General features: G+C 40.4%; 23 protein-coding genes and 1 pseudogene. 13 read left to right on the forward strand and 11 right to left on the reverse strand.

Translation table 11 applies throughout. The annotated features are described in order from the left end of the window. Together V7K50_RS08620 and V7K50_RS08625 are read left to right on the forward strand one after the other, a co-directional pair. Nucleotides 1-303: pseudogene (locus V7K50_RS08620) on the forward strand (type I restriction endonuclease subunit R); the annotation flags it as partial. Nucleotides 304-436: 133 nt separating this feature from the next. Next, nucleotides 437-1,183, forward strand: a complete 747-nt coding sequence (locus tag V7K50_RS08625; RefSeq protein WP_334959077.1) for a hypothetical protein — start codon at nt 437-439, stop codon at nt 1,181-1,183. A 175-nt stretch (nt 1,184-1,358) separates the two neighbouring features. Here the strand turns inward: V7K50_RS08625 and V7K50_RS08630 are convergent, their stop codons facing one another. From V7K50_RS08630 to V7K50_RS08650, 5 genes are all read right to left on the reverse strand, one after another. Further along, nucleotides 1,359-2,009, reverse strand: a complete 651-nt coding sequence (locus V7K50_RS08630) for a hypothetical protein (RefSeq protein ID WP_334959079.1) — start codon at nt 2,007-2,009, stop codon at nt 1,359-1,361. Nucleotides 2,010-2,012: 3 nt separating this feature from the next. Further along, nucleotides 2,013-2,510 (reverse strand): TIR domain-containing protein, encoded by a 498-nt coding sequence (locus V7K50_RS08635; RefSeq protein ID WP_334959081.1) that lies wholly within the window; start codon nt 2,508-2,510, stop codon nt 2,013-2,015. 454 nt (nt 2,511-2,964) lie between these two features. Then, entirely contained in the window at nt 2,965-3,666 is a 702-nt protein-coding gene (locus V7K50_RS08640; RefSeq protein ID WP_334959083.1) for a response regulator transcription factor, read from the reverse strand. Between the two features lie 203 nt (nt 3,667-3,869). Then, nucleotides 3,870-4,250, reverse strand: a complete 381-nt coding sequence (locus tag V7K50_RS08645) for a sulfite exporter TauE/SafE family protein (protein WP_334959085.1) — start codon at nt 4,248-4,250, stop codon at nt 3,870-3,872. Nucleotides 4,251-4,528: 278 nt separating this feature from the next. After that, nucleotides 4,529-5,851, reverse strand: a complete 1,323-nt coding sequence (locus V7K50_RS08650) for a D-alanyl-D-alanine carboxypeptidase (protein WP_334959087.1) — start codon at nt 5,849-5,851, stop codon at nt 4,529-4,531. Between the two features lie 571 nt (nt 5,852-6,422). On the opposite strand from V7K50_RS08650, the gene V7K50_RS08655 reads away from it, so the two are divergent. The 4 genes from V7K50_RS08655 (at nt 6,423) to V7K50_RS08670 (ending at nt 8,721) form a co-directional block, all read left to right on the forward strand. Beyond that, nucleotides 6,423-7,259, forward strand: coding sequence for a sulfite exporter TauE/SafE family protein (locus V7K50_RS08655; RefSeq protein WP_265277994.1), 837 nt, complete (start codon nt 6,423-6,425; stop codon nt 7,257-7,259). 1 nt (nt 7,260) lies between these two features. Beyond that, nucleotides 7,261-7,650 (forward strand): DUF1634 domain-containing protein, encoded by a 390-nt coding sequence (locus V7K50_RS08660; RefSeq protein WP_334959090.1) that lies wholly within the window; start codon nt 7,261-7,263, stop codon nt 7,648-7,650. Between the two features lie 347 nt (nt 7,651-7,997). Continuing rightward, nucleotides 7,998-8,435, forward strand: a complete 438-nt coding sequence (locus V7K50_RS08665; protein ID WP_334959092.1) for an RrF2 family transcriptional regulator — start codon at nt 7,998-8,000, stop codon at nt 8,433-8,435. A gap of 19 nt (nt 8,436-8,454) precedes the next feature. After that, nucleotides 8,455-8,721, forward strand: a complete 267-nt coding sequence (locus V7K50_RS08670; RefSeq protein WP_265277997.1) for a YbjN domain-containing protein — start codon at nt 8,455-8,457, stop codon at nt 8,719-8,721. Between the two features lie 404 nt (nt 8,722-9,125). Here the strand turns inward: V7K50_RS08670 and V7K50_RS08675 are convergent, their stop codons facing one another. Both V7K50_RS08675 and V7K50_RS08680 read right to left on the reverse strand, forming a co-directional pair. Next, nucleotides 9,126-11,051 (reverse strand): transglycosylase domain-containing protein, encoded by a 1,926-nt coding sequence (locus tag V7K50_RS08675; RefSeq protein ID WP_334959095.1) that lies wholly within the window; start codon nt 11,049-11,051, stop codon nt 9,126-9,128. Between the two features lie 352 nt (nt 11,052-11,403). Further along, the gene (locus V7K50_RS08680; RefSeq protein WP_334959097.1) at nt 11,404-13,059 is read right to left on the reverse strand and encodes a peptidoglycan D,D-transpeptidase FtsI family protein; all 1,656 of its coding nucleotides are present in this window, start codon (nt 13,057-13,059) and stop codon (nt 11,404-11,406) included. Nucleotides 13,060-13,828: 769 nt separating this feature from the next. On the opposite strand from V7K50_RS08680, the gene V7K50_RS08685 reads away from it, so the two are divergent. The 4 genes from V7K50_RS08685 to V7K50_RS08700 all read left to right on the forward strand — a co-directional run bounded on the left by V7K50_RS08685 (nt 13,829) and on the right by V7K50_RS08700 (nt 17,356). After that, a complete protein-coding gene (locus tag V7K50_RS08685; RefSeq protein ID WP_334959099.1) occupies nt 13,829-15,229 on the forward strand; it encodes a sensor histidine kinase in 1,401 nt (466 codons plus the stop codon). A gap of 131 nt (nt 15,230-15,360) precedes the next feature. Beyond that, entirely contained in the window at nt 15,361-15,738 is a 378-nt protein-coding gene (locus V7K50_RS08690; protein WP_152591568.1) for a response regulator transcription factor, read from the forward strand. Next, nucleotides 15,735-17,195, forward strand: a complete 1,461-nt coding sequence (locus V7K50_RS08695) for a sensor histidine kinase (protein WP_334959101.1) — start codon at nt 15,735-15,737, stop codon at nt 17,193-17,195. The genes V7K50_RS08690 and V7K50_RS08695 overlap by 4 nt, the downstream gene beginning before the upstream one ends. Further along, the gene (locus V7K50_RS08700; protein ID WP_334959103.1) at nt 17,192-17,356 is read left to right on the forward strand and encodes a hypothetical protein; all 165 of its coding nucleotides are present in this window, start codon (nt 17,192-17,194) and stop codon (nt 17,354-17,356) included. The genes V7K50_RS08695 and V7K50_RS08700 overlap by 4 nt, the downstream gene beginning before the upstream one ends. Before the next feature lie 267 nt (nt 17,357-17,623). Here the strand turns inward: V7K50_RS08700 and V7K50_RS08705 are convergent, their stop codons facing one another. After that, nucleotides 17,624-20,215: a chloride channel protein gene (locus V7K50_RS08705; RefSeq protein ID WP_334959406.1), complete on the reverse strand. Its 2,592-nt coding sequence runs from the start codon at nt 20,213-20,215 to the stop codon at nt 17,624-17,626. 235 nt (nt 20,216-20,450) lie between these two features. On the opposite strand from V7K50_RS08705, the gene V7K50_RS08710 reads away from it, so the two are divergent. Then, complete coding sequence (locus V7K50_RS08710) at nt 20,451-20,591, forward strand: hypothetical protein (protein ID WP_334959105.1); 141 nt, start codon at nt 20,451-20,453, stop codon at nt 20,589-20,591. A 399-nt stretch (nt 20,592-20,990) separates the two neighbouring features. On the opposite strand, the gene V7K50_RS08715 is transcribed toward V7K50_RS08710, so the two are convergent. From V7K50_RS08715 to V7K50_RS08725, 3 genes are read right to left on the reverse strand one after another with little or no spacing between them, the layout of a single operon-like run. Next, on the reverse strand, nt 20,991-21,794 hold the full coding sequence (locus tag V7K50_RS08715) for a hypothetical protein (RefSeq protein ID WP_334959107.1): 804 nt from the start codon (nt 21,792-21,794) through the stop codon (nt 20,991-20,993). Next, complete coding sequence (gene dnaB / locus V7K50_RS08720) at nt 21,769-23,142, reverse strand: replicative DNA helicase (RefSeq protein ID WP_334959109.1); 1,374 nt, start codon at nt 23,140-23,142, stop codon at nt 21,769-21,771. The genes V7K50_RS08715 and dnaB overlap by 26 nt, the downstream gene beginning before the upstream one ends. A gap of 15 nt (nt 23,143-23,157) precedes the next feature. Next, entirely contained in the window at nt 23,158-24,006 is an 849-nt protein-coding gene (locus V7K50_RS08725; RefSeq protein WP_334959111.1) for a MarR family transcriptional regulator, read from the reverse strand. A 187-nt stretch (nt 24,007-24,193) separates the two neighbouring features. Between V7K50_RS08725 and V7K50_RS08730 the strand changes: the two genes are divergently transcribed. Both V7K50_RS08730 and V7K50_RS08735 read left to right on the forward strand, forming a co-directional pair. Then, nucleotides 24,194-24,547 carry a hypothetical protein gene (locus V7K50_RS08730; protein WP_334959113.1) on the forward strand — a complete coding sequence of 118 codons (354 nt, stop codon included), beginning with the start codon at nt 24,194-24,196 and terminating at the stop codon, nt 24,545-24,547. 39 nt (nt 24,548-24,586) lie between these two features. Continuing rightward, nucleotides 24,587-24,853: a hypothetical protein gene (locus V7K50_RS08735; protein WP_104900786.1), complete on the forward strand. Its 267-nt coding sequence runs from the start codon at nt 24,587-24,589 to the stop codon at nt 24,851-24,853. Nucleotides 24,854-24,872: the final 19 nt, after the last annotated feature.

A 24,872-nucleotide genomic window follows, 5' to 3' on the forward strand; every position in this document is an offset into this window, starting at 1 on the left:
TTGGTGATTCAAGATAGTTTTTGGATTTTGGTAATCGAGTCAAAGCCTGCAAGACTAGACGTTACGGCGGGAATTCCCCAAGCACTTACTTATTTATTGAGCGCTCCCAACTTACAGTCAAGTTGTTATGCAATGGTTACAAACGGAAGAGAAGTATTGTTTTTGAAATGCGATCGCCACCAAAATGTCCCTCAATATACTAGATCCCATACTTATCGGTTACTTGAAAATACATCAGAACGTATCCAAGTTTTGCAGGGACTTAAACAAATTGGGACTTATATTGGCGATTTGAGGAGTTAGGCGATCGCTATTTCTGTGAGTCGTAATTTTTAGGTGATCGCACTTAGCCTACAAGATCAGTGATCGCACTGGACATTTACAACAGTATAATTCAAGGTAATAGAACTGCCTGATTCCACAAAAGATTTAAATTATGTCTAACAGTTACCAATATTCTCAAAAAGGGACAGATTGGTCATGCTTGATCATTCGTTTTATGGTCGGTCTGCTTTGTGGCAGTCTACTTGGAGTATGTGTTTACTGGGTAACAGAATTGAAAGGTTTGTGGCTGTTCGTATTCACTGGGGCGCTTATCGGCGGATTAATTAGCCTCTTCTGGCAAACTTTTGTGACTCTATGGATGCGGTTTCATTCGGAGGATTGGCAGGTAACTGAAATCGAAATTAAAACACTTGGGCAGAAGTGGAAACTCGCTAATAGCGGTACGCAGAAGCGTGTGGCATGGTCACTCTTTGTAGAAATAGTTACGCGAATTGCCACACAGTCTATGTCTGATGCAGATGGTGACAACGGCATTGCGCTCAAGTCGCTTTACGATCTTTTCCAATATACCCGCAAGAGTATTACCGAGATTAAACCCGCAAGTATGCTGCCATCTCGCAAAAAAAGTTTTGACACAGTTGAAACCTATGCGCTTGCCATGCTCAACCAGGATCTTCGTCCGTTTCTGTCGAAATGGCATCCGATCTGGGATGCTTGGCGGAAAGCAAATCCTGATGCTGACTGCTTCAGTTGGGATCGACACACGGCATTCCGAAGCGATTTAAAGTTTTTACAAACTCAGATTCGAGGTAGAGCAGAGGGGTTAGGCAAGATTGCTGGAGTTTCAGAAATCAGTCGGTTTATGGACGAGCCTGTTAAAAGTAATGATCAAGATTAAATGACCATGAATAACACAAAGAACGGCGGGGTATTAGTTACCCTTAATAATTGAGATCATTGCCCAGCAAACAGACCAGAATAAGCAAAGCGGGTTAGATGGACTTGCTTTTCCTTGATGCTCTAACCCTATACTGCCTGTCTGCCAACTTTTAGCGAAATTAAAATAACGGGAATTAGGAAACTTTATTGTTATTAACAGAATAGCGCTTTTCACTGTCGCTAAAATTAAAAGGATCACTTATCACTTGGTTAAGTGATCCTTGGCTGTGCAGCCACTCGATAAGGGGGCGAACCCCATTAGTGGTATTTTCGTTAAAGACTCGATGATCTATTCTGTTTTGATATCCAATAGTGTTTAATAACTCATGTGGAACGACTGGTGCTTCTCTTCCGAAATAAAGAAAGTGCTTAGAAATTAGAACATTGCTAGAACTTGTATCTTTGTTTAAGTTATCTAAGTTAACACTCCCATCAGCGTTACTGTGATGTGAATCTGCTTGGCTCCATTTATTACTAGATGAGTCATGGTAGTAAATATTATCTCCCACCATCATCTTCTGACTTCCGTTTCTTACAGGCTTTTTGTCAAGAAATGTTGGAATTGTCCAATACTCGTTGAATGTGATTTTTTCAGTGACACGCATTGCAAAGATACATTTACCAGTAGCTTTCAACGTAGAGCCACCCATACCAATAACCCAATCTTCTACCTCAGCGCTGTTTCGTATTTTCCATTTACACGTTGCCAAGGTGCAGTAGCCATGAAAAGGGTTCGGGGCGAATCCGAAGTCACGGTCTACTACATACATATAAATATTACTCATCAATTAACAAGTCCCTGATGTTCGAGTGTGAGTGGGTTGCCTTGGAGAACCATCTGGGTTCTGAAATGGGTTCTCAGTACCATCTATTGCAGCTATTATAGATTGGGAATTCCAACTTACGATCGCTGAGGCATACTTTTCAAGAGCAGCAGGTTTATCAATCTCTGTCCCTCCTCGAATATAGACTCCAACTATTCTTTTACCCTGCTTATTCGCTTGTTCAATTTCCCAATTTACCCAAGGTCTTGAATGAGTTTCTTTTCCGATCAATACTACAACTGTCCCAGCCCAAGAAATTTTTCTGCGAAGCAAGCGTCGGATCGTTTCATCACTCACCAATCCTTTATCCAAGCGCCTCTGGTTTGCTGGTTTAGCCCTGATCGAACTGTTGCGGATATCGTGACCCCTTCGAGATAAAAGGGATGTTAGGTTGTCAACCTCGGCATCATCAGCATGGTGATGACTGATAAAAATGTGTCTTCGCTTACTCTCTGAATTCATGTCTGTGAAATGCTATTGAACTGGAACTTGTAAAGCCACTTTAGTGTATCCACTTTAGTATATATTTGTAGGATATTTTAGCAATAATTTCCATAAGATTGGCGGCTCTCGCCAAAAAGATAAAAAAGAGAACTATGTCGTAGGCTCGATTTTGATCGCCTCAATTATCTAACTGCTAAAGGCTTTGCGATCGCTATTCCTGTGAGTCTTTTAGGCGATCGCACTTAACCTACAAGATCGGCGATCGCAAATGGTTTACTCGTCTTGTAGTAGCTAACAGTTTACTAATTGCTTTTAGATAAAAATTAAAATTCCCCAAGTCAATAATTAAATTGATTTGGAGAATAATAGTGTTCTAGTGTAAAAGAAGAGGTTAACTTCAGTAATGTAATTGTAGTCTAACAATCAGTTGTAAAGATAAGAGGTAAATATCGGGTAGAAATCGGGTATTTTCCTAAAGCTGCTTTAAGCGATAGCCCAATCCATGAACTGTCTCAATAAAATCATCGGCAGCACCTACGTCTTTAAGTTTATACCGTAAACTCTTAATGTGAGACTTAACAGTTTCTTCGCTAGGAGGGTCATCAAGCGACCAGATGCGCTCAATAATTCCGGCTCGACTTAGCACCCGCCGACCGCTAGAAACCATTAATTCTAAAAGAGCAAATTCTTTAGGTGTTAGGTGTAAAAGCTTGTCAGAGTATGTGGCTTCATAAGTGCTAGAATTTAAGCGCAGATTACCCCAACCAAAATCTGAAGAAGATGTTGCGGCACTATTGCGGCGCAACAGAGCGCGAACACGAGCCATTAACTCTGGCATTTCAAAAGGTTTGACCATATAATCATCTGCCCCAGCATCCAACCCGGTAATTTTGTCACCAAGGGTATCGCGTGCTGTTAACATGAGTACAGGTATTGTAATGTTGCGCGATAAGGTATGCCTTGATGTAGGCGATCGCAAGCGTTGACAAAAACTTACACCATCTAACTTAGGTAAAGTAATATCTAGTACCACCAAATCATATTCCAACACTTTGATGCAATCCCATGCTTCCTCTCCATCTTGGGCTATATCTACCACATATTGACGGTCAGTCAGGGCTTCCATCAACATCTCTGCTAACTGAACATCATCTTCGACTACCAAAATACGCATTGTGATAATATTTCTGTATTAAAAAATAGATAATACTATATTTTTTTAGAAAAATAACTTTCCAATCAGGTTTCTTATAATAAAGTGAGTTAGATAGGGAAACAACTTTTACAAGTAAGAATCCCTAAATATGACAATGACAATGACAATGACAAGGAGTAAATAAGATGTATTTTTTGATGTTCTTGAACACAATTGCTGAGTTACAAAGTGGGATCACCTACATTTGTAAACAGTACTCTGATAGCACTAACAAGCAGTAAAACTCCAAATATTCTCGCCAATATCACATTAGATAATCCTGTTCCTATTTTGGCACCCACCCATCCACCTAATACAAAACCCAAGCAGAGCAATCCTGCTATTTTAAAGTCTACATATCCTTGCTTGTAGTAAGTCCATGCAGCCAAAATATCAATCGGAGGAACAAGCAAAGCTAATGTTGTACCCTGAGCTTGGTGTTGAGATAAGCCAAACAGAAAAATTAAGGCAGGCAGAATAATTATGCCGCCGCCAATTCCGGTTATTCCGCTTACTATTCCTGCAATTAGTCCCAAAATTAGACAAAGTAAAATGTTATCCATAGCTTTGAAAATCCTTGATTTGCTACAAAAGATTAAAACATTTACTTTCTCTAGGCTAGAAAAAATATTTGATAAAAGTTTGTCATTGTTATGAATAAGCTATGACATTTTTATAAGAATTCGATATAAATTTATCTACCATATTCAAAATTAATAATCAATTATTTTTACCCTGTACTTAGTACTAAAAGCGTTCACATTATTGATTATTTATTGGTAGATTATACCTTGAAAAAGGTTAGTTCACACTCATACTCCAGCTTTAGTTTTTGAAAAGGCTAGTTTCTGAATAAAATTTCATTACGACTGTCTACACCGATTTGAGGTAAAGAGTTCATCGCTAAGTGTGGAGTTAAGATACTAGGAACTACTTGAGGTAGTTGCAACTGTTTGATCAAATTTTGCAACAGTTTATCTTGTTCAGAACGGAAACCTGCTGGGTTGGTGCCACGATTGAGGATTGCAAACCAGACCAAACCGCGATCGCGTGTAGGCATCACACCAGCTAAACTACTAACATCATGTAATGTCCCAGTTTTAATTACAGTCGCAAGAGGAATATGTCTGCGGTGAATTGTCCCCCGATGATCCAACCCAGAAGTGAGAAATAAGTCAGCCAAATTCATCTGATGAGCGACTGCTTCCCGCTCTAGCGCCATGAACATTGCACAAATTGCTCTAGGAGAAATGCGATTTTCTGGGCCTAGTCCAGAACCATTGATTAATTGAATTTCGGACAGTGGTACTCCAGCCATATTAGCGGCTGTTGATTGGACTACACTAAACCCTCCCACTGACTCTGCTAACATCTCTGCCATGTCATTATTACTGAAAACGTTCATCTCCTTGATCAGTTGTTGTAAAGGCAAAGATCGGTGACGTACTAACAAAGTTTGTTGAGTAGTGGATTGTGCCTCTACTTTAACAGTACCCGTAATTATGACTTGTGGCTTTAATGTTCCCTTGGGCATAGTTGAATATTGGAAAATAACAGAGCGGTTCCATGTGGCATAATTTAGTGCTTGTTTGAGCATTTGCCCTGCCAAGAATGGATAACGCTGGAAATTCATGGCGAAGTTACCAGTAATTACCAAATTTCCTTTTACTTGTTTGATGCCTATTTGATTGAGAGTATTTCCTAAAGCTATTCCTTCCTGCCAAACAAACATTGGATCTCCACCACCAGCTATAACTAAATCACCTTCCAATACCCCATTTACTACCGGCCCAGTGGCACTTACCAAAGTCTCAAATTGGTGGTCTGGCCCCCAGGTTTTAAAAGCAACTAATGAGGTAGCAATTTTAGTTAAAGAGGCAGCTGGCAGAGGTGTTGTACCTTGGTGATTAGCCATAAGCATTGGCCCTGACTGTATCCAAATCCCTTGGTTTTCTTTCAAATTCTGTGCTATCAGTTTTGATGTGATTAGCTCCTTGAGATATTCTTGCACTGTAGTGTTTCCAGATGGATTTGGATCTGAGGCAAGAACCAAGCTAGGACTAATTTGCCAAGCTAGTGCATCTAAAGCATCTAAATAATTGATTTGAATTCCAGCTTTTTGTAGCCACAGCGTTACTAAGCCTGAACCTAATAACTCAAGCATAATTTATTCTCTCTAATATGGGATTACGTTATTTGCTATGCTAAATTCTTCAGTCTTATAATTCGACTTGTCAATTCTTATGAATCAGCCTCATCAAGTAAGATGCGATCGGTCAGAAACTTTTACTTATATTTACTTCACCAGCTTTACTGCAAACTGTACTTAAGACTATAAAAAAGAGCATATTCAATTGAATATAGAGAATATCTGTTAAGAAAACATCCACAAGATAACAGCCATCTGTGACAGAGTTATGACAGAATTATGACCAAGTTATGGCATAAATGTGACGTTCACAAAACTACTATATTTTGCTGGTTTTACAGTAGTTTAGCTGGTGAAATATCTGTTTTATAAATTTGATAAAAAATTAGTGGAATAGATCATAAACAATTTGTAATTTTGACAGTTTTTTCAATGCTTATATATACAATATGATTAAAAACTTTTATTAAATTAATAAGAAAAAATATTTGTTTTTATAATTGAAAAAATATAAAGTAAAACCAACTAACCAGTGTGAAACTAATCGGTGTATTAACCCATAAAACCAAATAGTGGAGAATAAACCTTGAATACTCTGGATTTTTCGCTATTAATATGGTTTGGCTCCTTGAGCGCTGGATTTTTAGGAGCCTTGACAGGCTTGGGTGGTGGCGTAGTAATTGTTCCTTTCCTATCTGTAATTTGTGGAGTGGATCTCCACTATGCGATTGGTGCTTCTTTAGTATCTGTGATTGCTACATCTAGTGGAGCAGCTTCTGCTTATGTAAAGGAAGGTTACACCAATATGCGGCTAGGGATGTTCCTAGAAATAGCAACAACCTTTGGCGCTGTAGCTGGAGCGGTTGTGGCAGCGAAGATTTCTACTGGAGCGATCGCTATTGTGTTTGGGATTGTTTTACTTTATAGTGCATACCTATCTCGTAAACCCTACTCCGAAAACATCGATAATTTACCGCCAGATCCCCTGGCAACACGCTTGAAGCTAAATAGTACTTATCCAACTTCTACGGGAGAACAATCTTACAACGTGCGTGGTGTTCCCTTTGGATTTGGGCTAATGTTTATAGCTGGTGTACTTTCCGGCTTGCTAGGTATTGGTTCGGGAGCGCTCAAGGTGCTGGCAATGGATCAAATAATGCATATTCCATTCAAAGTTTCCACAACTACCAGCAATTTCATGATTGGAGTAACAGCAGCTGCTAGTGCGGGAATATATCTAAACCGAGGTTATATCGACCCCGGATTAGCAATGCCAGTGATGTTGGGAGTACTGTGTGGTGCTGTATTGGGGGCGCGAGTACTTGTCAGAGCCAGGGTACAACTTTTGCGAAATATTTTCAGTGGTGTGATTTTGGTACTGGCGCTGGAAATGATCTACAAAGGTCTAACTGGGAGGCTTTAAAATGGTTCTAAACAGACGTACTAAGTTTGAGCAGCGTTTTGAGCAATTTATTGGCAATCTGTTAAGAGTCGGGGTCATCCTTGCTAGCGTTCTGGTTCTAACGGGTGGAATTTTGTACTTAATTCGCCACGGGACAGAGGTTCCTAATTACCAGTTTTTTCGGGGAGAACCAGCAGAGTTTCGCACTCCAGCCGGGGTAAAAACATCAATATTATCAGGTCGTAACCGAGGCATTATTCAACTAGGACTACTGCTACTGATTGCTACTCCAGTTATGAGAGTGTTTTTTTCTCTGTTAGCCTTTGTTCGACTCAAAGATTATACCTATGTAATTGTGACTCTAATTGTACTGACTGGGCTGATTTACAGTCTTATTGGAGAAAATTCTTAGATAGGTCTAAGTTGGCTTAGTATTACTTATGTGACTCTTATACAAAGAATACATACTCCTGTCTCTCTTATCACAAGCTGTTGGAGCCGAGGGAGCAGAAGGCGAAGGGTGCAAGGAAAAAATAATAGTTAGTACAATACTAATACTTTCTTTAAGAGCCTCAAGAGTTTATTAGAACAGTGTTAGAAGTTGAAAACTCACACATATACCTTTAAATTACTATTTTGTCAATCATTCTTGTTTATCTTTTTGAAAAAAAATCGAAATAGCTCATATTACTTTATTACTTTAGAGTTTAGAGTTTAGATAGAATTACAAGTTTAAAAGCTTGTATAGTATCTAGCCTGATGAGACTACCAAATAAATTTGAATACTCACTTCTAGCGATGTTGGCATTGGTAGATTCCTACCAGAATGGCGATCCAATGCAAATTAAACAAATAGCAGAGCTAAAAGGTATACAAAATCGCTACTTAGAACAACTACTGGCAACATTAAGAGGTCGAGGTTTAATTAATAGCATACGTGGCGCTAAGGGCGGCTACATCTTAGCGCATGACCCCCGAAAAATCACAGTTTTAGATGTTTTGACTGCTATAGAGGGAGTAGAGATTGATGCACCTGCCAACAATACAACTATTGAAACTATGGAATCGGGCATAGTGGAGGAGGTTTGGCAAGAAGCCTGTCAATCAGCTAACTTAGTTTTCCAAAAGCATTCACTCCAAGACCTTTGGGAAAGACGGTCTAAACGTCAACAAAGGGAACTTATGTACTATATATAAAAAGGTAAATATTGTAACAATGTTTAACAATAATCTTTTTTCCGAACCTTTTGGTGAAACAACTGACGTGGAAATTTGGCTTAGTCGGGCTGGGCTAAAATTTGAAGACTTAGGTAATGATGTCACTAGTATAGCCATTCGTAAGCAATGGCGTGAATATCAAGCGGCAGTGCAAAGATGCTGTGCAACCTTCCATCAACCACCAGAACGTGTTCAACTGAGTGGCGTTTATCAAAAGTTGAGAATACCTAGTAGTGAAGCAATGAGGTATAAAGTTCTTAATTAATTGGTAATCTAGCGATGCGGCACTTAAGCAGCAAGACAGTAGTAGCTTCTGGGTGAGGAGGGTAACTTCCTTGCTTACACTCAGATGTTGTTTGCGTCCATGTATTTTTTTGATGCTATTATAGCCTACATCGATGGAAATCATCGTTGCTGCTTCCACTGGTTGACTATCAACTGCCCCTTCTGATGGACTAGAGCGTGTCATCAATTTAAGCAGATAACAGAAGCAGCTAAATAAATTGCACCATTTGGCTTATCCTAAGAATCCCTGATTCCAGTTTATCTAATTGATGACACGCCCTAGATATAATATGTGGCGCTCTAAATTATACTTTTTGGAGCCTGAAAGACTTGCTGTGAGGTTTTCATCTGGAAAAATTAAATCCGTCTCAGCTTAGAACATTTTCAATTTGATTTCGGACGAGGAAAATTAGAAGGTGGCTGAAACTTTTCTACTGGTACATCCTTAAGTGCCTTCTGCATAAAATCACGCCAAATAGGAGCAACCATACCTCCGCCTGTCGCGTGGCTAGATAATTGTCGGTTGTTGTCCCTCCCTACCCAAATGGCAGTTGTTAACTGCGGTACCGTACCAATAAACCAAATATCTTTCTCTGAGGATGTTGTACCTGTTTTTCCTGCAACTGGACGACCTATATCTGCACCTCTACCAGTTCCTTCTTTAACTACCGTTTGCATTACGTCTAAAATTGCTGCTGATGCCCAAGGGTCAAGAACTCGCTGAGGTTTAGGAGTATTATCTATTAACACATTGCCACTACCGTCAGTAACACGGGCAATAATCGTTGGAGGTGATTGCCACCCGTAATTAGCAAAAGTTGCATAAGCGCTAGCCATTTCTAATGGTGTCACACCGATCGCACCTAGTGGCAAAGAACTCACCGGTTCCATCGGACTCATAATTCCCAAAGTACGGCAAGTTTCAATTACTTTATTCATACCCACAGCTTTGCCAATTTTGACTGCGGGAACATTACGAGACTGGGCTAGGGCTGTACGAATCGGTATTGCTCCCATAAATGTATTATCGTAGTTTCGGGGATAATACCAACCGTTACCATCACGATAACTAACTGGAGTATCTAGGATTGTTGTATTTGGTGTAAATTTACCACTAGCAAAGGCAGTATAGTAAACAAACGGTTTAAAAGAAGATCCTGGCTGACGGTGGGCTTGAGTTGCTCGGTTAAATTCGCTAGTTTTTGAATCTACACCACCCACTAGTGCTTTGACAAAATGTGTGCGAGGATCAATTGCCACTAAAGCCATTTGATTATTGTTTAATCCCTCATTTTCAAGGGTTTTATGCCACTTCTTGATGGTTTCTTCTGCCATCATTTGGAAACCTGCATCTACTGTGGTTTGTACATGCATTCCTCCTTTGAGCAACGTTTCACGCCCAAACTTTTTAATTAATTCCTGGGCTACAGTATTGGTAACATAAGGCAAAGCGCTACCTTGAAATGACTTGATTTCACCAAGTTTAATTTGTTGTTTGAGAGCATCATTATACTCTTGTTGAGTAATCCAATTGAGTTCCAACATTCGCCCCAATACTTCTTTTTGTTTTTGTTTTGCCAACTTCATGCTGACAAACGGGCTAAATTCTTCTGGAGCTTGAATCAAACCCGCCATCATTGCTGATTCGCCCAAAGTCAAATTTTGCGCTGATTTTTTAAAGTAAGTGCGTGCTGCTGTTTGAACACCATAGTTATTGTGACCCCAATAAACTTGATTGAGGTACATCTCTAATATTTCGTCTTTACTGATAACTTGCTCTAAGCGAATTGCTAATACTGCTTCTACTATTTTTCGGGTAAAAGCGCGTTTTTGAGATAAGAAAATATTTTTTACTAACTGCATGGTGATTGTAGAACCACCCTCTCGCACTTCCCCAGATGCAAAATTGACTAATGCAGCACGTCCAATACCACCGGGATTAATACCATGATGCTCGTAGAAGCGACTATCTTCACTAGCTAATACCGCTCGTATTAAATTGGGGGAAATTTGATCTAAAGGCACTACTTGGCGATTAGCTTCCCCATGTATACGTGTTAAAAGCTTGCCTTTAATATCATAGATATAAGTTGTTTCTGAAGGTACAAAGTTTCGTAGTTGTCTAACATCTGGTAAATCGCGGAAACTAATAGCTAAACCTACTAGTCCTCCAGCCAGCACAGAACTTGATAGCATAGTAATTGATAAGAGTGTGCCACCAGTTACTTGACCGACTCTTTTGAAAAACTCAAAATTAGGTAAAGTCTGAATTTTTGATTGTTTCTCTTCAAAAGTTTTAAATGAAGACACGGCAATTGGATTTCCTAATTTATAAATTTAACTACAAATTGTTTAGTGGGACTTAGACAAAAAACACCCATAAAAAAGCCTCAAATCTATATACAGAGAGACTTTGACATCGTTTTACTCGGTTGATTGATATATCTGGGTTTGAGCCGTTTTTGAGCATTTGGTGTATTTCCCTTACCCTGCATGGGTTTGAGGCTTGTTTATCCCTCAAAAATGTTTAAGTGCCGTTAGTTCTCGTAAGTTCTGATATCTTTTATAACTCTCATAATTGACTCAAAAAAGATATAAGTATGTATAAAATATTGACTTTTTATACAGTTATTTTCTTCCTATTCTATATAGTATTTAACCCTTAATTCATTACCTGACTTGGTGGAATCTCCTCAAGAGGAATAAGTGCTTCCATCACAGATTTAACAATTGGTGCGGCGACAGTACCACCATAAACATTTTCTCCTTTCGGCTCATCTACCACTGCCAAAACTACATAACGGGGAGACTCCACTGGTAATATACCCAAAAAGCTCGTGATGTAAGCGCCTTTTTTATAACCGCCAGTGGAACTTGCTTTTTGAGCTGTACCAGTTTTGCCAGCTATGTGATAACCGGAGATTTGTGAAGCTTTTCCAGTTCCTTCTTCAACCACAGTTTCCATCATTTTAATCACCTTTTTGGTTGTAGTGCGTGAGAAAATTTGACGTTGTGTTGTGAAAGTTGGTGAGTAATGTATCTGTCCTTTGCTATCAATTAGTCCCCGGACTACATGAGGTGTAACTAATTTCCCACCGTTAGCTAAAGCTGCGTGTAATTGCACTAGTTGTAACGGTGTGAGAGAAAAGCCTTGGCCAAAAGAGGTAGTTGCTGGTTCAATGGGTGAAGCAACAAATTTTTCTTGACTTTTCAACTGTCCGCTAACTGCAAATGGCAAATCTGTATCAACAGTTTGCCCTATTCCTAAGCGTTGTAGCCAGTTGTAATAAATTGAAGGACGCAATCGCTGCATAATTTCCACCATGCCAACATTGCTAGAGTATTGTAGTATTTGAGTAACACTAATTTTTCGATAATTGTTTTCCTCAGCATTTTTAATAGTGTAGTTGGCTACTTTAATAAAACCAGGATCTTTAAATACATCATCTGATTTAATAACGCCATTTTCTAAAGCGATCGCTACATTCAAAGGCTTAAATGTTGAGCCTGGTTCATAAGTATCTGCTACTGTCCAATTTTTAAACAGTGAAATATCAGCTTTAGAGTATTCGTTGGAGTTATATGTTGGCACAGATACTAAAGCCAGCAAGGAACCATCCAAAGCATCCATTACAATTACCGCTCCCCGTTTTGCCCTAAATTTCTCCATTTGTTGCTTCAGAGCTATACGGGCGCTTCGTTGTAGGCGACTATCAATAGTTAACTGTAGTTGCAAATCATCAAAATCCAGCAATCCCACAGGAGCATAATCTGGCATCAATGCGCCGTTACCTGTTTGACTGAGCCGTACATTTTGCACAGAACGTTTCAGCAAATCTTCTTGGCTGTATTCCACACCTGCTTGACCGTTACGGTCTGTATTGATGTAACCTACTACATCTGCAACTAAATCGTTCTCTGGGTAGAATCGCAAGTACTTTTGAGTTAACTCCAAACCATTGAAGTGCAATGCAGTTACATGAGTAACAGTTTCTTCTGGTAGCGCAGAAGCAAGTAAAATACCACTTTTTTGACTTTGAAAAATTTTCACTAATTCATTAGCATTTTTGTTAAGTATTGGGGCAAGTTTTTGTGCTACTTGTTCATCAGATTGTTTAAACAGTTTTGGATGGGCGTACAGAATATATACAAGACGGTCACAAGCCAAGATATTATGATTACGATCCACCACCATTCGGCGAGGTATAAAAGGCTGTAAAGTTACCATCTGCTGATTTCGTGCTTTCTCTGTTAGCTTTGCTCCCTCTACAATTTGTAATTTATACAAGTTGATAACCAGTCCTAAAACTGCTGCCATTAAAATACACCATACTAAAAAAAGTCTGTGTCTAGTGTTTAGTATTGTGTTTGGTGTATGGGTAGTAATTTTTTTCTTTTTATTTTGTCTAAAAACCCTCTCTCGCTTTGTAACTACGGGATTCTGGGAACTCTGTAATTTCACTCTACTTGCTCATTATGATGAACGATATTTATTGACAATATTCACTGAACAGTGAGGCATGATAATTTACCAAGCCCGGAAATAATATTCCAATACCTCATTTTGTATTTTCCTAACGCTACACCTTAAAAGTCTAAAAGTTGGGTAGAATTCGGGTAAAAATCGGGTAGTAAAAGCAAGAATATTGATTAATTCTAAATTTTCAATATAATTCGCATGAATTAGAGATGAGATAATAGAACAATCACAGTTTATTTAATGACAATATAGGAATATCTTTTGATTTAGAGAATTTATTGGATTTAGTGGGTATTTACATAGCCAATAGAGAAGAAAGCTTTTTGAATGGCAATGAGTTTTTCAAAAATCAAATATGAGTCCTGATATATAAAACTAAAATTCTCCAAACAAACAATTAAATTTATTTGTTTGGAGATATTTTAGTGCAAAGGAGCTTGAATTTAAGTAGAAGTTTAATACCTCTTTGTGGAGATTTAAGGTAAAAATCGGGTAGAAATCGGTTAGTAATAAAATTATTGAACTAAGCTTAATATTGGAAAAATCTTTACTTTGATGTAAGGTCTTGGATAAGATATGGACTCTGAACCATTAATTGATTTTTTCTATGAAATGGTCACTGGAAAGGAAATGGATTGCCTCTGGCTTCGGCTTGAGCTTATTATTAATGGGTACAGCTAGTCTTATTTCTTACCAAAATGCTACTCAGTTAATTGAAAGTAGCAATCAAGTGAAGGACACACATGAGGTAATGAAAAATGTTATTGACATCTTCGCTACACTAACCGATGCAGAAGCCGGACGCAGGGGTTATATTCTTTATAGAGAGCAATCAGAACTCAAACGTTACTATCAGGCAATGCAAAGCCTGGATGCCAAAGTCAAAAAGTTGCAGCAACAACTTGCTGATGACTCTTATCAACAGCAGCAAATAACGAAGCTGAAATTCCTAATTGCTCAAAGAGTTCAATTATCTAAACAGTCGATTAACCTCAGAGAAGCAGGTAAATCAAGCTTTGCTATTCAAGCACCTCTAGTTACTCAAAGCAACCAAAACCGCAATCAAATCCGCGAAACGCTTACCCAAATGCAAGCTAGGGAAGAACAGTTACTACAAATCTCGGTCAGACATTCCCAAGAGAATATCCGCAACCGGATGTTGATTGAATTCCTCGGTACTTTCTTGAGTTTTGCCATTTTATTAGGCGTTTATGCCTTGCTTTATCAACAATTAGTTAAGCGCCAAGAAGCAGAAGCTATTCAACAGACTTTAGCTCAAGAAAAAGAACTTAGCGAATTGAAGTTACGCTTTTTTTCAATGGTATCCCATGAATTTCGTACACCATTGAGTATTATATTGGGGTCGGCTCAACTATTGGCTCAAAGTAATCAGCAGTGGACGGAAGAGAAGAAACTTAAAAATCTGTATCGCATTCAATCTTCAGCTAGGTCAATGAACCAGTTACTAACCGATATTTTAACTTTGACTAGGGCAGAAGCTGGGAAATTAGAATTTCATCCAGAACTGATAGATTTGGAAGCCTTTTGCATTAATTTGATAGAAGACCTCCAATTTTCTAATCAACAACAGCATACTATTAAATTTATCAGCCAAGGTAACTGTACTCATGCCAAATTAGACGAGAATATACTTTATTCGGTTCTGAGTAACTTACTCTCAAATGCAATTAAATATTCACCTCCAGAGGGAAGTATTTTCTTAATTCTTAGTTGTGAATCATCAGCAATATTTTTCCAAGTTAAAGATAATGGGATAGGGATTCCTGGCGAATTTCAAGAGCATTTATTTGAGCCTTTTCATCGTGCTAATAATGTAGGCAAGATTGTTGGCAGCGGACTAGGACTTGCTGTGGTTAAAAAGTGTTTAGAAATACATCATGGAGAAATTTATGTAGATAGCGAAGTAGGAGGTGGAACAAGTTTTACGATCAAATTTCACCAACCAGGAACAGTAATAGTCAAGAGTAAATTAAGCAGTTATGATTAAACTTAAACCTTTTGGTTATAAGGTTTTCATCCTTACTATTTAACAAATTACTTTCAAGAGATAGATGTCAAAAATACATCTATTCATACACAATATAATTAGAAAAAACTAACGTCAATTTAGAATGAACAATGCCACACGTATTACTTGTAGATGATGAAGCGGCTCTTTGCGACAGTCTCACCTATACACTACAAAAAGAAGGTTACACGGTGACTACAGCCGCCGATGGACATAGTGCAATCAAACAATTTCACAAGCAAGTACCAGATGTAATTTTGCTTGACTTGATGTTACCAGAAGTTGACGGTATGGAAGTTTGCTGGCGGATTCGGGCATTTTCCAATGTACCTATCGTCATGCTCACAGCTAAAGATGAGGATATTGATAAAATTTGGGGGTTAGAAGCAGGTGCAGATGATTATATTACTAAACCTTTCAACACCCGCGAACTACTAGCACGCATCAAAGCAGTATTGCGTCGTCGTTCTGGGGAGCAGCCTTCATGAGAGGCTGGATACCAGGGATTAAATTAAATACAATTTATGCCAAGCTGTTAGGCACATACCTGATGCTAACAGCTTTTGGAACGTCTTTGATGGCAGGTTATATCCTTTGGTCGTTCCATGATTATTTTATGCGATCGCGACAAGTAGATTTGGATAACTGGACAAGTGCGTTAAGCGAAAGTGTTGCAGATGCACTAGAAGAAAAAGATATTAAACAGGTAAATTTACTAGTGCAACGGTATGGCGCACCACAAACTGTAACGCTACGTGTTTTTAGTCAACAAGGCAGTTTATTAGCCACTTCTGACCCCAAGTTAGACAGCCAAGTTAAAGATTGGTATCAAGTTCCAGGAATGCGGGAAGCTCTACAAAATCATGTAAAACAAGGAATTGCCAAAGGCGTTTTATCAAACGACGATCGCCTCTATATTACCAGACCTATTGAGCGTAACGGTCAATTGTTGGGCGTAATCCGAATGTCTATGACTTTGGAGCAGCTTCAGCGACAGTTTGCTAGGGTAATTTGGAGTATTTTGGGAACGCTAGCAATAACGATTCTACTATGTGCGTTAATTAGCAGTCGGTTTGCTCGCAGTCTTTCAAAACCAATTGAGATTATGCGGAACTTTGCTATTCGCTTGGGTGGCGGTCATTTTGGCGATAAGCTGACGATCCATGAGAACAATGAGTTGGATCAATTGGCAGCAGAACTCAACCGGATGAGCGAGCGGTTAGCTTCCTTAGACAAAGAACGACGCGTGTTTTTAGCCAATGTCTCCCATGAACTGCGTACCCCTATCAGTAACGTTCAGGTGACAGTAGACGCACTCAAAGCAGGAGCATCTGAAGAACCAGAATTACGCGATCGCTTTTTTCAAACTATCGAAAACGAAATCAAGCGTTTATCACGATTGATTCATGACTTGCTAGATTTAGGACGTTTGGAAGCAGGAGTTTTTGAATTAGAAAAGCAACCCATCTCGCTGCATGGATTAATTAACCGTGCTGTTAATGCACTAGAACCGCGAATGCTATCTTTGGGAATTTCTACACAGGTTAACGTCGGAAACCTAATAATTCAGGGCGATCCAGAGCGACTATTACAAGCGATCCTTAATTTGTTGGATAATGCGATTAAGCACTCACCAGCCAATTCTCAAGTATTCATTTCTGCATACAGCCAAGGCAAACAAGCTATTATTCAAATTCAAGACCAGGGAAAAGGCATAAAAGACGGTGATTTACCCCGAATCTTTGAGCAATTTTATACAACAGACCCCGCACGCAAAGGTAGTGGCAATGGTCTGGGGTTAGCAATTTCCAAGCGGATTATTGAAGCCCATCAAGGCAGTATCATCGCCAGTAGCACAGCAAATCAAGGGGCAACTTTTACTATATACTTGCCGATAATTCGTAATTCGTATAGCGGTTCTCGACACAGTGAGGTACAATTTTGACCTCTCTCCTTTTAGGCTACGGTGTACACACAAGTCGTGAAATTCCACCTGACACTTGGTTTCGTCCTCTAGCAATAGGATTGTGCGATCGCTCTGGAAGCTTGTCATTGCAAGGAGGAACGACGTTCGCGCAGCGTGTCGTAGACAAGCAATCGCTTTAACTATGGGATTATGTGATTACTTCTCTACGAGACGCTTCGCGAACGCTCCGTTATCACTGCGCTCGTAATGACAATTTAAGGGGTCTATAATGCCTGAAACCCTCTTAGATAGTACTTGTGTGTACACCGTAGCCTTTTAGGAGAGAGGCTTTGAATTGTTCCCCCTTCCCGATTCGGGAAGGGGGTTAGGGGGTTAGGTCTATTCGTAATTCGTAATTTGTCATTCGTCATTCGTAATACTCTACGGGTAGGGTTGCGCCTACGCAATTAAGTTTTTACCATGATAACTGTGCAATTGCTTTTGCGAGAAATATTCTCGGCAATGTTTCCTTGAATCGCTTGTTGCAGTAGACTTTCACGGCTAGCTCCCAGAACAATCACATCACTGTTGTCAAGTTCTGCACACTTCAGGACAGCCTCAGAAACAGAATTGGCACTAACTGGAGTAGCTGTCACTTTACCGCTAACTCGGCGTTGCAGAAAGTGAACAGATTTATCTAATAATGTTGTGTCAGGAATGGAGTTAGTCGCCTGGAAAACCTGACATAGCTTGATTTGGGGTGATTTACTTAAAGAAGCCAGAGCAGGTAATAACTTAATTGCTTGGCTGGAATTAGGGCCACCTGCCATTGGCAACAACCAACGGTCAAAGGATCTTTTATCATCTAATTTAGCCAAGATAACATCACAACCTGCCTGTCGAATTATGGTATCCACCACTCGGCTAAAAACTCTACCAGGAGTTGATGTACTGCCTTTCCATCCCATCAGCACCAAGTCTATATGTCTATCTTTGACAGTCTCTAAAATTGCTCCAGCAACATTATGTGTAACTCGGATTTGGGTGTGAATGGGAATCCGCCATTTCTCTCCTAATAATATTGCCCGTTGCAAAAGTTGAAGACTTTTGGCGGTTTGTACTGGTGTTTCCGATGGGATACGGCCAGATGGAACGATAATCACTTGTAGACATTCTATTTCGTAATTGCGATCTTTGGCGATCGCAACTGCCATTTCCAATAAAGTCTCGGCTGTCTGAGGATGTGAAAGTGGTACTAACAATCTTCCTTTGCCTGTAGCCGGAGCGCGAGTTTGGTAAACCACATAAGAAGGTGCTGATTTACGTTCTATTTGTTCGCTATTACCACTGAGTTGCTCTGCTTCTACACGGATAATATCACTACGAGTAATAATTCCTATTAACTTCCGACCTTCTGTAACAGGCAAGCAGCTGAGGTGATAACGATTGAGTATATGCAGTACATGAGCTAGTGTAGCTGTGGGATTTACTGTCACTGGCTCTGGTGTCATAATCTCGCTAATAGTTGTATCTCCACTTAACTGTTGGGAAGCAATATTAACTAAATCTTTCTGAGTGACAATCCCAACAACTTTACCATTCTCTAAAACTGGGAAGTTGCGATGGTGAGAGTGAGAAAATGCCTGTACTGCTTCATCAGTACTCATTTGGCTAGAGAGGGTTTCCACACGCCGTTGCATCACATCTACGGCACTCAGTTGCGCCAGAAGTCCCTCTGTGCTAGGCTCCTTGGTGATGTGAATCCCTTTCCACTCTAGTAGAAGGTCGTAGAGCGATCGATGGTCAATTTTTTCTGCTACTAAATAGGCAACCACAGACGCAATCATTAGCGGTAGCACCAGATTGAAATCTGTTGTCATCTCAAATACAATGACGACTGCTGTAATTGGTACCTTGGAGACGGCGCTAAAAAAGGCAGCCATGCCGACATGAGCATAGACTGTCGCAGCACTCATTCCCAGTAAACTGTATTCGACAGCACCCACTAAGTAACCAAGGGCAGCTCCCAAGACTAAGGTGGGAACTAGTAAACCCCCTGGCGCTCCAGAGCCGTAGGTAAAAATAATTAGGGTAAACTGAACTAAAAGAGCGATCGCGGCAAATGACCAGTTAGCACTACCCGCAAGCAAAATTTCTCTCAGCCCAGCATGATCGCGAAAGGCAGCAGGTAAAAAGGCGATCGCCAAACCACTGACTAACCCAGCAATTCCAATTCGCCAAGGTAAACTCACATGTAGCAGGCGGCGGTTAATTGCTAGACTCCCAAGGATACCTTTATTAAATAGAATGCCTAGAAGTCCCGCCAGCACACCCAAAATCAAGTAGAAAGGGATTTCCTGAGCGAAGAAAGTTGTATCGGGAAGACCTAAATTTAGATGATTTAGATCCAGGTTGTGGCTACCATAAAGCCGGGAGATGACTGAAGCGATGAAAGAAGCCAAAATCGCAGTACCAAGAGTGATACCTGACACATCTTGGAGTAATTCTTCCACTACAAAAAGCACACCTGCGATCGGTGCATTAAAAGCCGCAGCTAACCCAGCCCCGGCTCCGGCGGCGATGAGTTGGCGACGATGCTCTGGTGAAGTCGGTACCCAGTTACTAAGTTGATTTGCCAAGGCTGCCCCAATTTGGACAGTTGGCCCTTCCCGTCCCAAAGGCATTCCCGAACCCAACACTAACGTAGCGCTGATCAACTTCACCAAAGCAATCCGCAGATTTAACGGCATCGGTACGCGAGCCAATACCGCTTTCACTTCCGACATCCCACTACCTGATGCTTCCGGTGCAAAACGCTCTACTAGCCAACCAGCTAAAAGTCCCCCTACTAGTCCAATACTTGGTAGCACCAAATAGGCAGGCCAATGGTAAGAAATACGCACTCGCAATGCGCCTGCCCAATCCACTGCCTGTCCTAACAGAACTGCCGCTAACCCAGAAACTAGACCAATCAGGCAAGCTTCCACGAAAGCCAAGCGCCTCGGTTGAAGCAGTTGACGGGAAAGCCTCAACCAGAGAATTTTACCCCTGGCTAACATATTTTTAGCAATCACTTGTCACCAATGAAGGTATATAAATGTCTGAAATGTTTTACCGTTCACCCTATTCATAGCTTTTCGTAAAAAAATGAAATCAGAATGAAATTTTTCTATATCTAAAGATAGATATGTGCAGTAGCTGTACAAAACTTGTGACATCTTGTACTGCTTGAAGGTGGGTATTTGTTAGCGGCTCTTCTGATTTTATTTTTGCTGTCGCACTACTCAAATCTATATGAATGCAACATTTAATAGGCTGCTTGAGTGGTTGCGAGATTATATATCCGTAGATACTGTTACACTCGTACTTCCAGTTGCAGACCTACAGAGTTTAGCTGTACAAACAACCATTGGACTAGAGGAAGAAATTACATAACAAATCCGTATCCCTATCGGGCAGGGCATTGCTGGTCATATTGCCGCCAGTGTGGAGCCGATGATGGTTAATAATGTGTCAGCAGTAGAGGTCGTGAGTCCAATTTTACTGAGCGCGATGTACAGCAATTACAACTTATTGCACATCGTCTTGGGTTGATCATAGCGGATGCCAGACTTTAAACTTCGTGGGCGATGCGATCGCTACAACTAGGAATGTTACTTGCAATCATCAAGGTGGTTAGGACACTGTGCGAAGCACATCTTCTATACCATCACAAAGACAGTCAAATTGAATTAGTTGTTTACAAATTTGACTTTTCAACCATGACCAGTATCACTCAATTTTGTGTTTTGGTCAGGTGAATAGGATGGCAAGTATTTTAACCAACAGCCTTTTCTACAATTTTACTCGCAATATTGACAAAATCTCTCTAACTGGGGCTTTATCTGCTTCTAGCTTCTCTATTCTCTCTAATAGTCGTTTTGGAATATACTTGCACTTTTTAACCAGGCGATCGCCATCTTTCCAAAACTCGTAGTGATACCAAGCTTGGGGATAATCTTTGCCGTGAAGGGTAATGGTTTTCCACTGAATGGAGCCACTACCTAATCCTTTGTGTCGTCTAGTTTTACTAGGGCTATCTTTACTGGGGGATATATTTGACTGTTCGATATCATTACTAGGGCTGTTTTTACTGGGGGATATATTTGACTGTTCGACATCGTTACTAGGGCTGTTTTCCATATCCCCCAGTAATGTGTTTTTACTAGGGCTAGGCACAACACCCAGTAATGTCAAAATTTCTCTAATTGGGCGCTTCTTGAACTCTGCTTCTTGAATATCCCCAAGTAAATGCTTGGGAATGTACTTGGTCTTCTTTCTCCCTTGTTCCTGCCAATGATAATAAGCCTGGGGATAGTCCTTTCCACCCCTAGTAATGGTGCGCCAATGAATAGTGCCGTTACCCTCGCCCCAATTTCTGCGCTTTTTACTAGGGCTATCTTTACTGGGGGATATCTCTATTTGTTCAGGCTTTTTACTAGGGTTGTCAATACTTAGGGATATCTCTATTTGTTCAGAGTTTTTACTAGGGCTATTATCAATACCCCCCAGTAAAAGTTCCGATACAGGAGGCGGATGATTTTGACAGGAGTTTGAGGACTCCGATATTCCATCACCGCAAATTCTGGATAATTCCATAGGACTTGTCAAAAAATACCGTTGCTGTGCCTGTTTCACCGTGCCGTGCTTTAGCCATGATTAGCTCTAATATTCCTTGCTCTGTAGTGTCTGGGTTGTAGTACTCATCTCGGTAAGCAAGAATAATATTGTCTGCCACCATTTCTAAAATTCCCGATTGGCTGAGGTCGCTCATCATTGGGCGCTTATTCTGTCTGCCCTCAACTCCCCTAGAGATTTGCGACAGTGCTAGCACAGGTACATCTAGTTCCCCTGCCATTTTGTAAAGTCCCCTGGCTACATCTCCCAGTTCATAGCTGCGGTTGCCCCCTGAATCCTCTGCCATCATTTGCAGGTAATCAACGACAACTAACCCAAGTTTTCCCTCTTTAGCCTTAATTTGGCGGCATTCTGATGCAATTTGTGAAACGGTGATGCCCCTTGAATCATTCATATAAAGCGGCAGTTCTGAGGCAATATCAACGATTTTTGCAATAAGCGTGAATTCCCAATCTGCTAAAGGTTGAAATTTGGCTCGATGTCTGCGGATGCGATCGCTCTTCAGTGGCGTTAATCCTAAATGTTTGTAGGCATTGGTGACGCTAATTAAACTCCACAGCCTGTACTCTAATTGTTTCTTTGTCATCTCCAGCGAGAAGATAGCCACAGGTAAATCGTGGAGCAATATCATCTTGAGAGCTAGTTGCAACGAAATCTGGGACTTTCCCATTGACGGTCTACCCGCAACTATGGTGAGCGTACCGCCTTCAAATCCGACCATTAAATTATCGAGTTCATCAAGTCCTGTAGAGTAGATAGGGCTTCCTGAATCTAATTCCTTGTAAGCAGCAATACTAATTGTGCTGTTGTGTTCGGTGTTTGAACCAAAGCTTTGGTTAGAAAGCTGGAATACTTTCTGTTGCGATTGATCAAGGATTTTGGGTAACTCAGTTTCAGTTTCGTAACCCAGATGCACAATTTCATTGCCAGCCTTGATTAACTGCCGCCGCAGGTATTTTTCTATTACTAACCCTGCCAAAGCGTCGATGTTCACAGCTGATACCGTGCGGTCTACCAGAGTTGCTAATTTATTTCTCCCACCAATGCGGGTAAGTAAATCATGGTCAGTCAGCCAACTGGTGACTGTAAGCAAGTCCGTGGGTTTACTTTGACTGTAGAGCCTAAGAGCTGCTTGATAGATATCTTTGTGAGCGCTGATGTAAAAAGCTTCTGGAATCAAAGAATCGCTCACTCTACTTATTGCTTCTGGGTCAAGCATGATACCGCCTAAAATCGCCTCTTCCGCCTCAATATTTTGGGGTGGCAGGCGATCGCTACCATCACCTTGGAAACTTAGTTGTTCAGTCATAAGCAACTTGAAACTTTAGATTGAATTGGGCAAAGCTTCCATTGATTCATTTGTGTTGCCGTACATGGACATAGCTTGTTGTCGTTGTTGCTCAAGTTCCTCTTGAAACTTTTTCATTTGACTGCTACGGCTACTTTGAGATTTTTTGGACTCGGCTTGTTGGTACGTCACAAATTTTTTGTAATAAACTTCCCAACGGTTCTGTCCAGCTTTAGTAGTGTGAGCTAACCAAGCCTCAATGTCATTCACTGGCTGGCTAAGATTCTTTGTCTTTTCCTCACAAAAATTTAAAAAATTCGCTCGCTCGGTTTCTGAGAGAGAGTCTATAAATTCTAAATAAGTCTTATTAATCTTAGGTGTGCTGGAATCTTTATCTGGTAATACTTCTGGCTCGTGCTTGTTGCGTGGCGATCGCGCAAGTTGCGTAGCGATCGCGCAAGTTGCGTCATGATCACCTAAGTTGCGGTCAGGCAACAAAGTTGTCTCATCGCAACTTGTTGCCTCATCGCAACCTGTTGTCTCATCGCAACTTGTTGTCTCATCGCAACTTGTTGCCTCATCGCAACAGTGCAAGCCTTTGGTGAGAACGTGAACCTTAACCTTAAGAAGCTCCATATCGACAAATCCCTTTTCATCCAACGCTTTGAGGGCACGCCCTACAGTGCTGCGGTGAACTGGCTTTTCTGCGGTAGATAAATCCTTGGCAATCCTTGAGGGTGATACTTCCATTCCGGTGCTGTATGGGTCGAGAGTGCGAAGGTAGTAGAGTACATCCCTCTGTGCTGGGGTTAATTCCCGGCAGGCTCTTAGCCATTCTTCATGTTTAAGCGGGTAGAACTTCCCCTGAATCTTTGTGTCTGTCATAATATGGATAAAACGAGTTTTGCCCTTACCCGCATATGCAAGTAGAGCTAGTTTGTTGTAAAAGTCGCTAAAATTTCACAAAACTGTCACCCTAGCACCATTAAGCCAGTGTGATTTTTGCTAAATTGTATTTTCTAGACAGATTTGATAGTATTCAATAACTTGAAAAAAAGCAAGTAGTGGCAATATGGATAAACATCAAGAAATATTAATTACAGCAATTAGGGAAAGTTGCTTAACAGCAAGAGAGATTTCTGTTAGGGCTGGTGTCCACGAGAGTACTATTAGTAAGTTTCTTGATGGCAAAAACGACCTAAAAGCTGGTAATTACTTCAAAATCCTTCATGCCCTGCCAGAAAATTGTAGAATTCCAGCACTAGCGAGAATAGGAGTAGTTGAGTTAACGCCTATTCAACTAATTGAATCTGCCACACCGAAAGAAAAGGCTGAAATACTACAAGCGATTGCCGCTTGGGTATTACAACCAGGGGCCATATCTGGAAAAAATACGGATACTATAGACCTGCAAGTAGCAGTATGATAGCCTGAGAAATTTTTGATATACACTTAGGCGCTTATTGTGGTAAATAAGGGTGAGGATGATTTTTTAGAAAAATTAATGGAAAACTGCGATCACTTGGATGCCGAGGGAAAAGCTAAGTTAATTAAGCATCTGCTGGGTGAACCTGGGTTACAAGTGGTAATAGGGAGTAATCAAGTTCATGCTACGAATGTATACCAAGTTAATTTAAATAGTCCCGATCAGATATCAACGATATTGGATGCGATCGCCAAAAAAATTTCTTCCCAGAATTCCTCAGAAGATAAGACAGAGGGAGCGGGTTAATTTTTAGAGGAGGAGTGGG

The sequence above is a fragment of the Nostoc sp. genome (assembly GCF_036917135.1).
In the GTDB taxonomy this organism is placed as follows: domain Bacteria; phylum Cyanobacteriota; class Cyanobacteriia; order Cyanobacteriales; family Nostocaceae; genus Nostoc.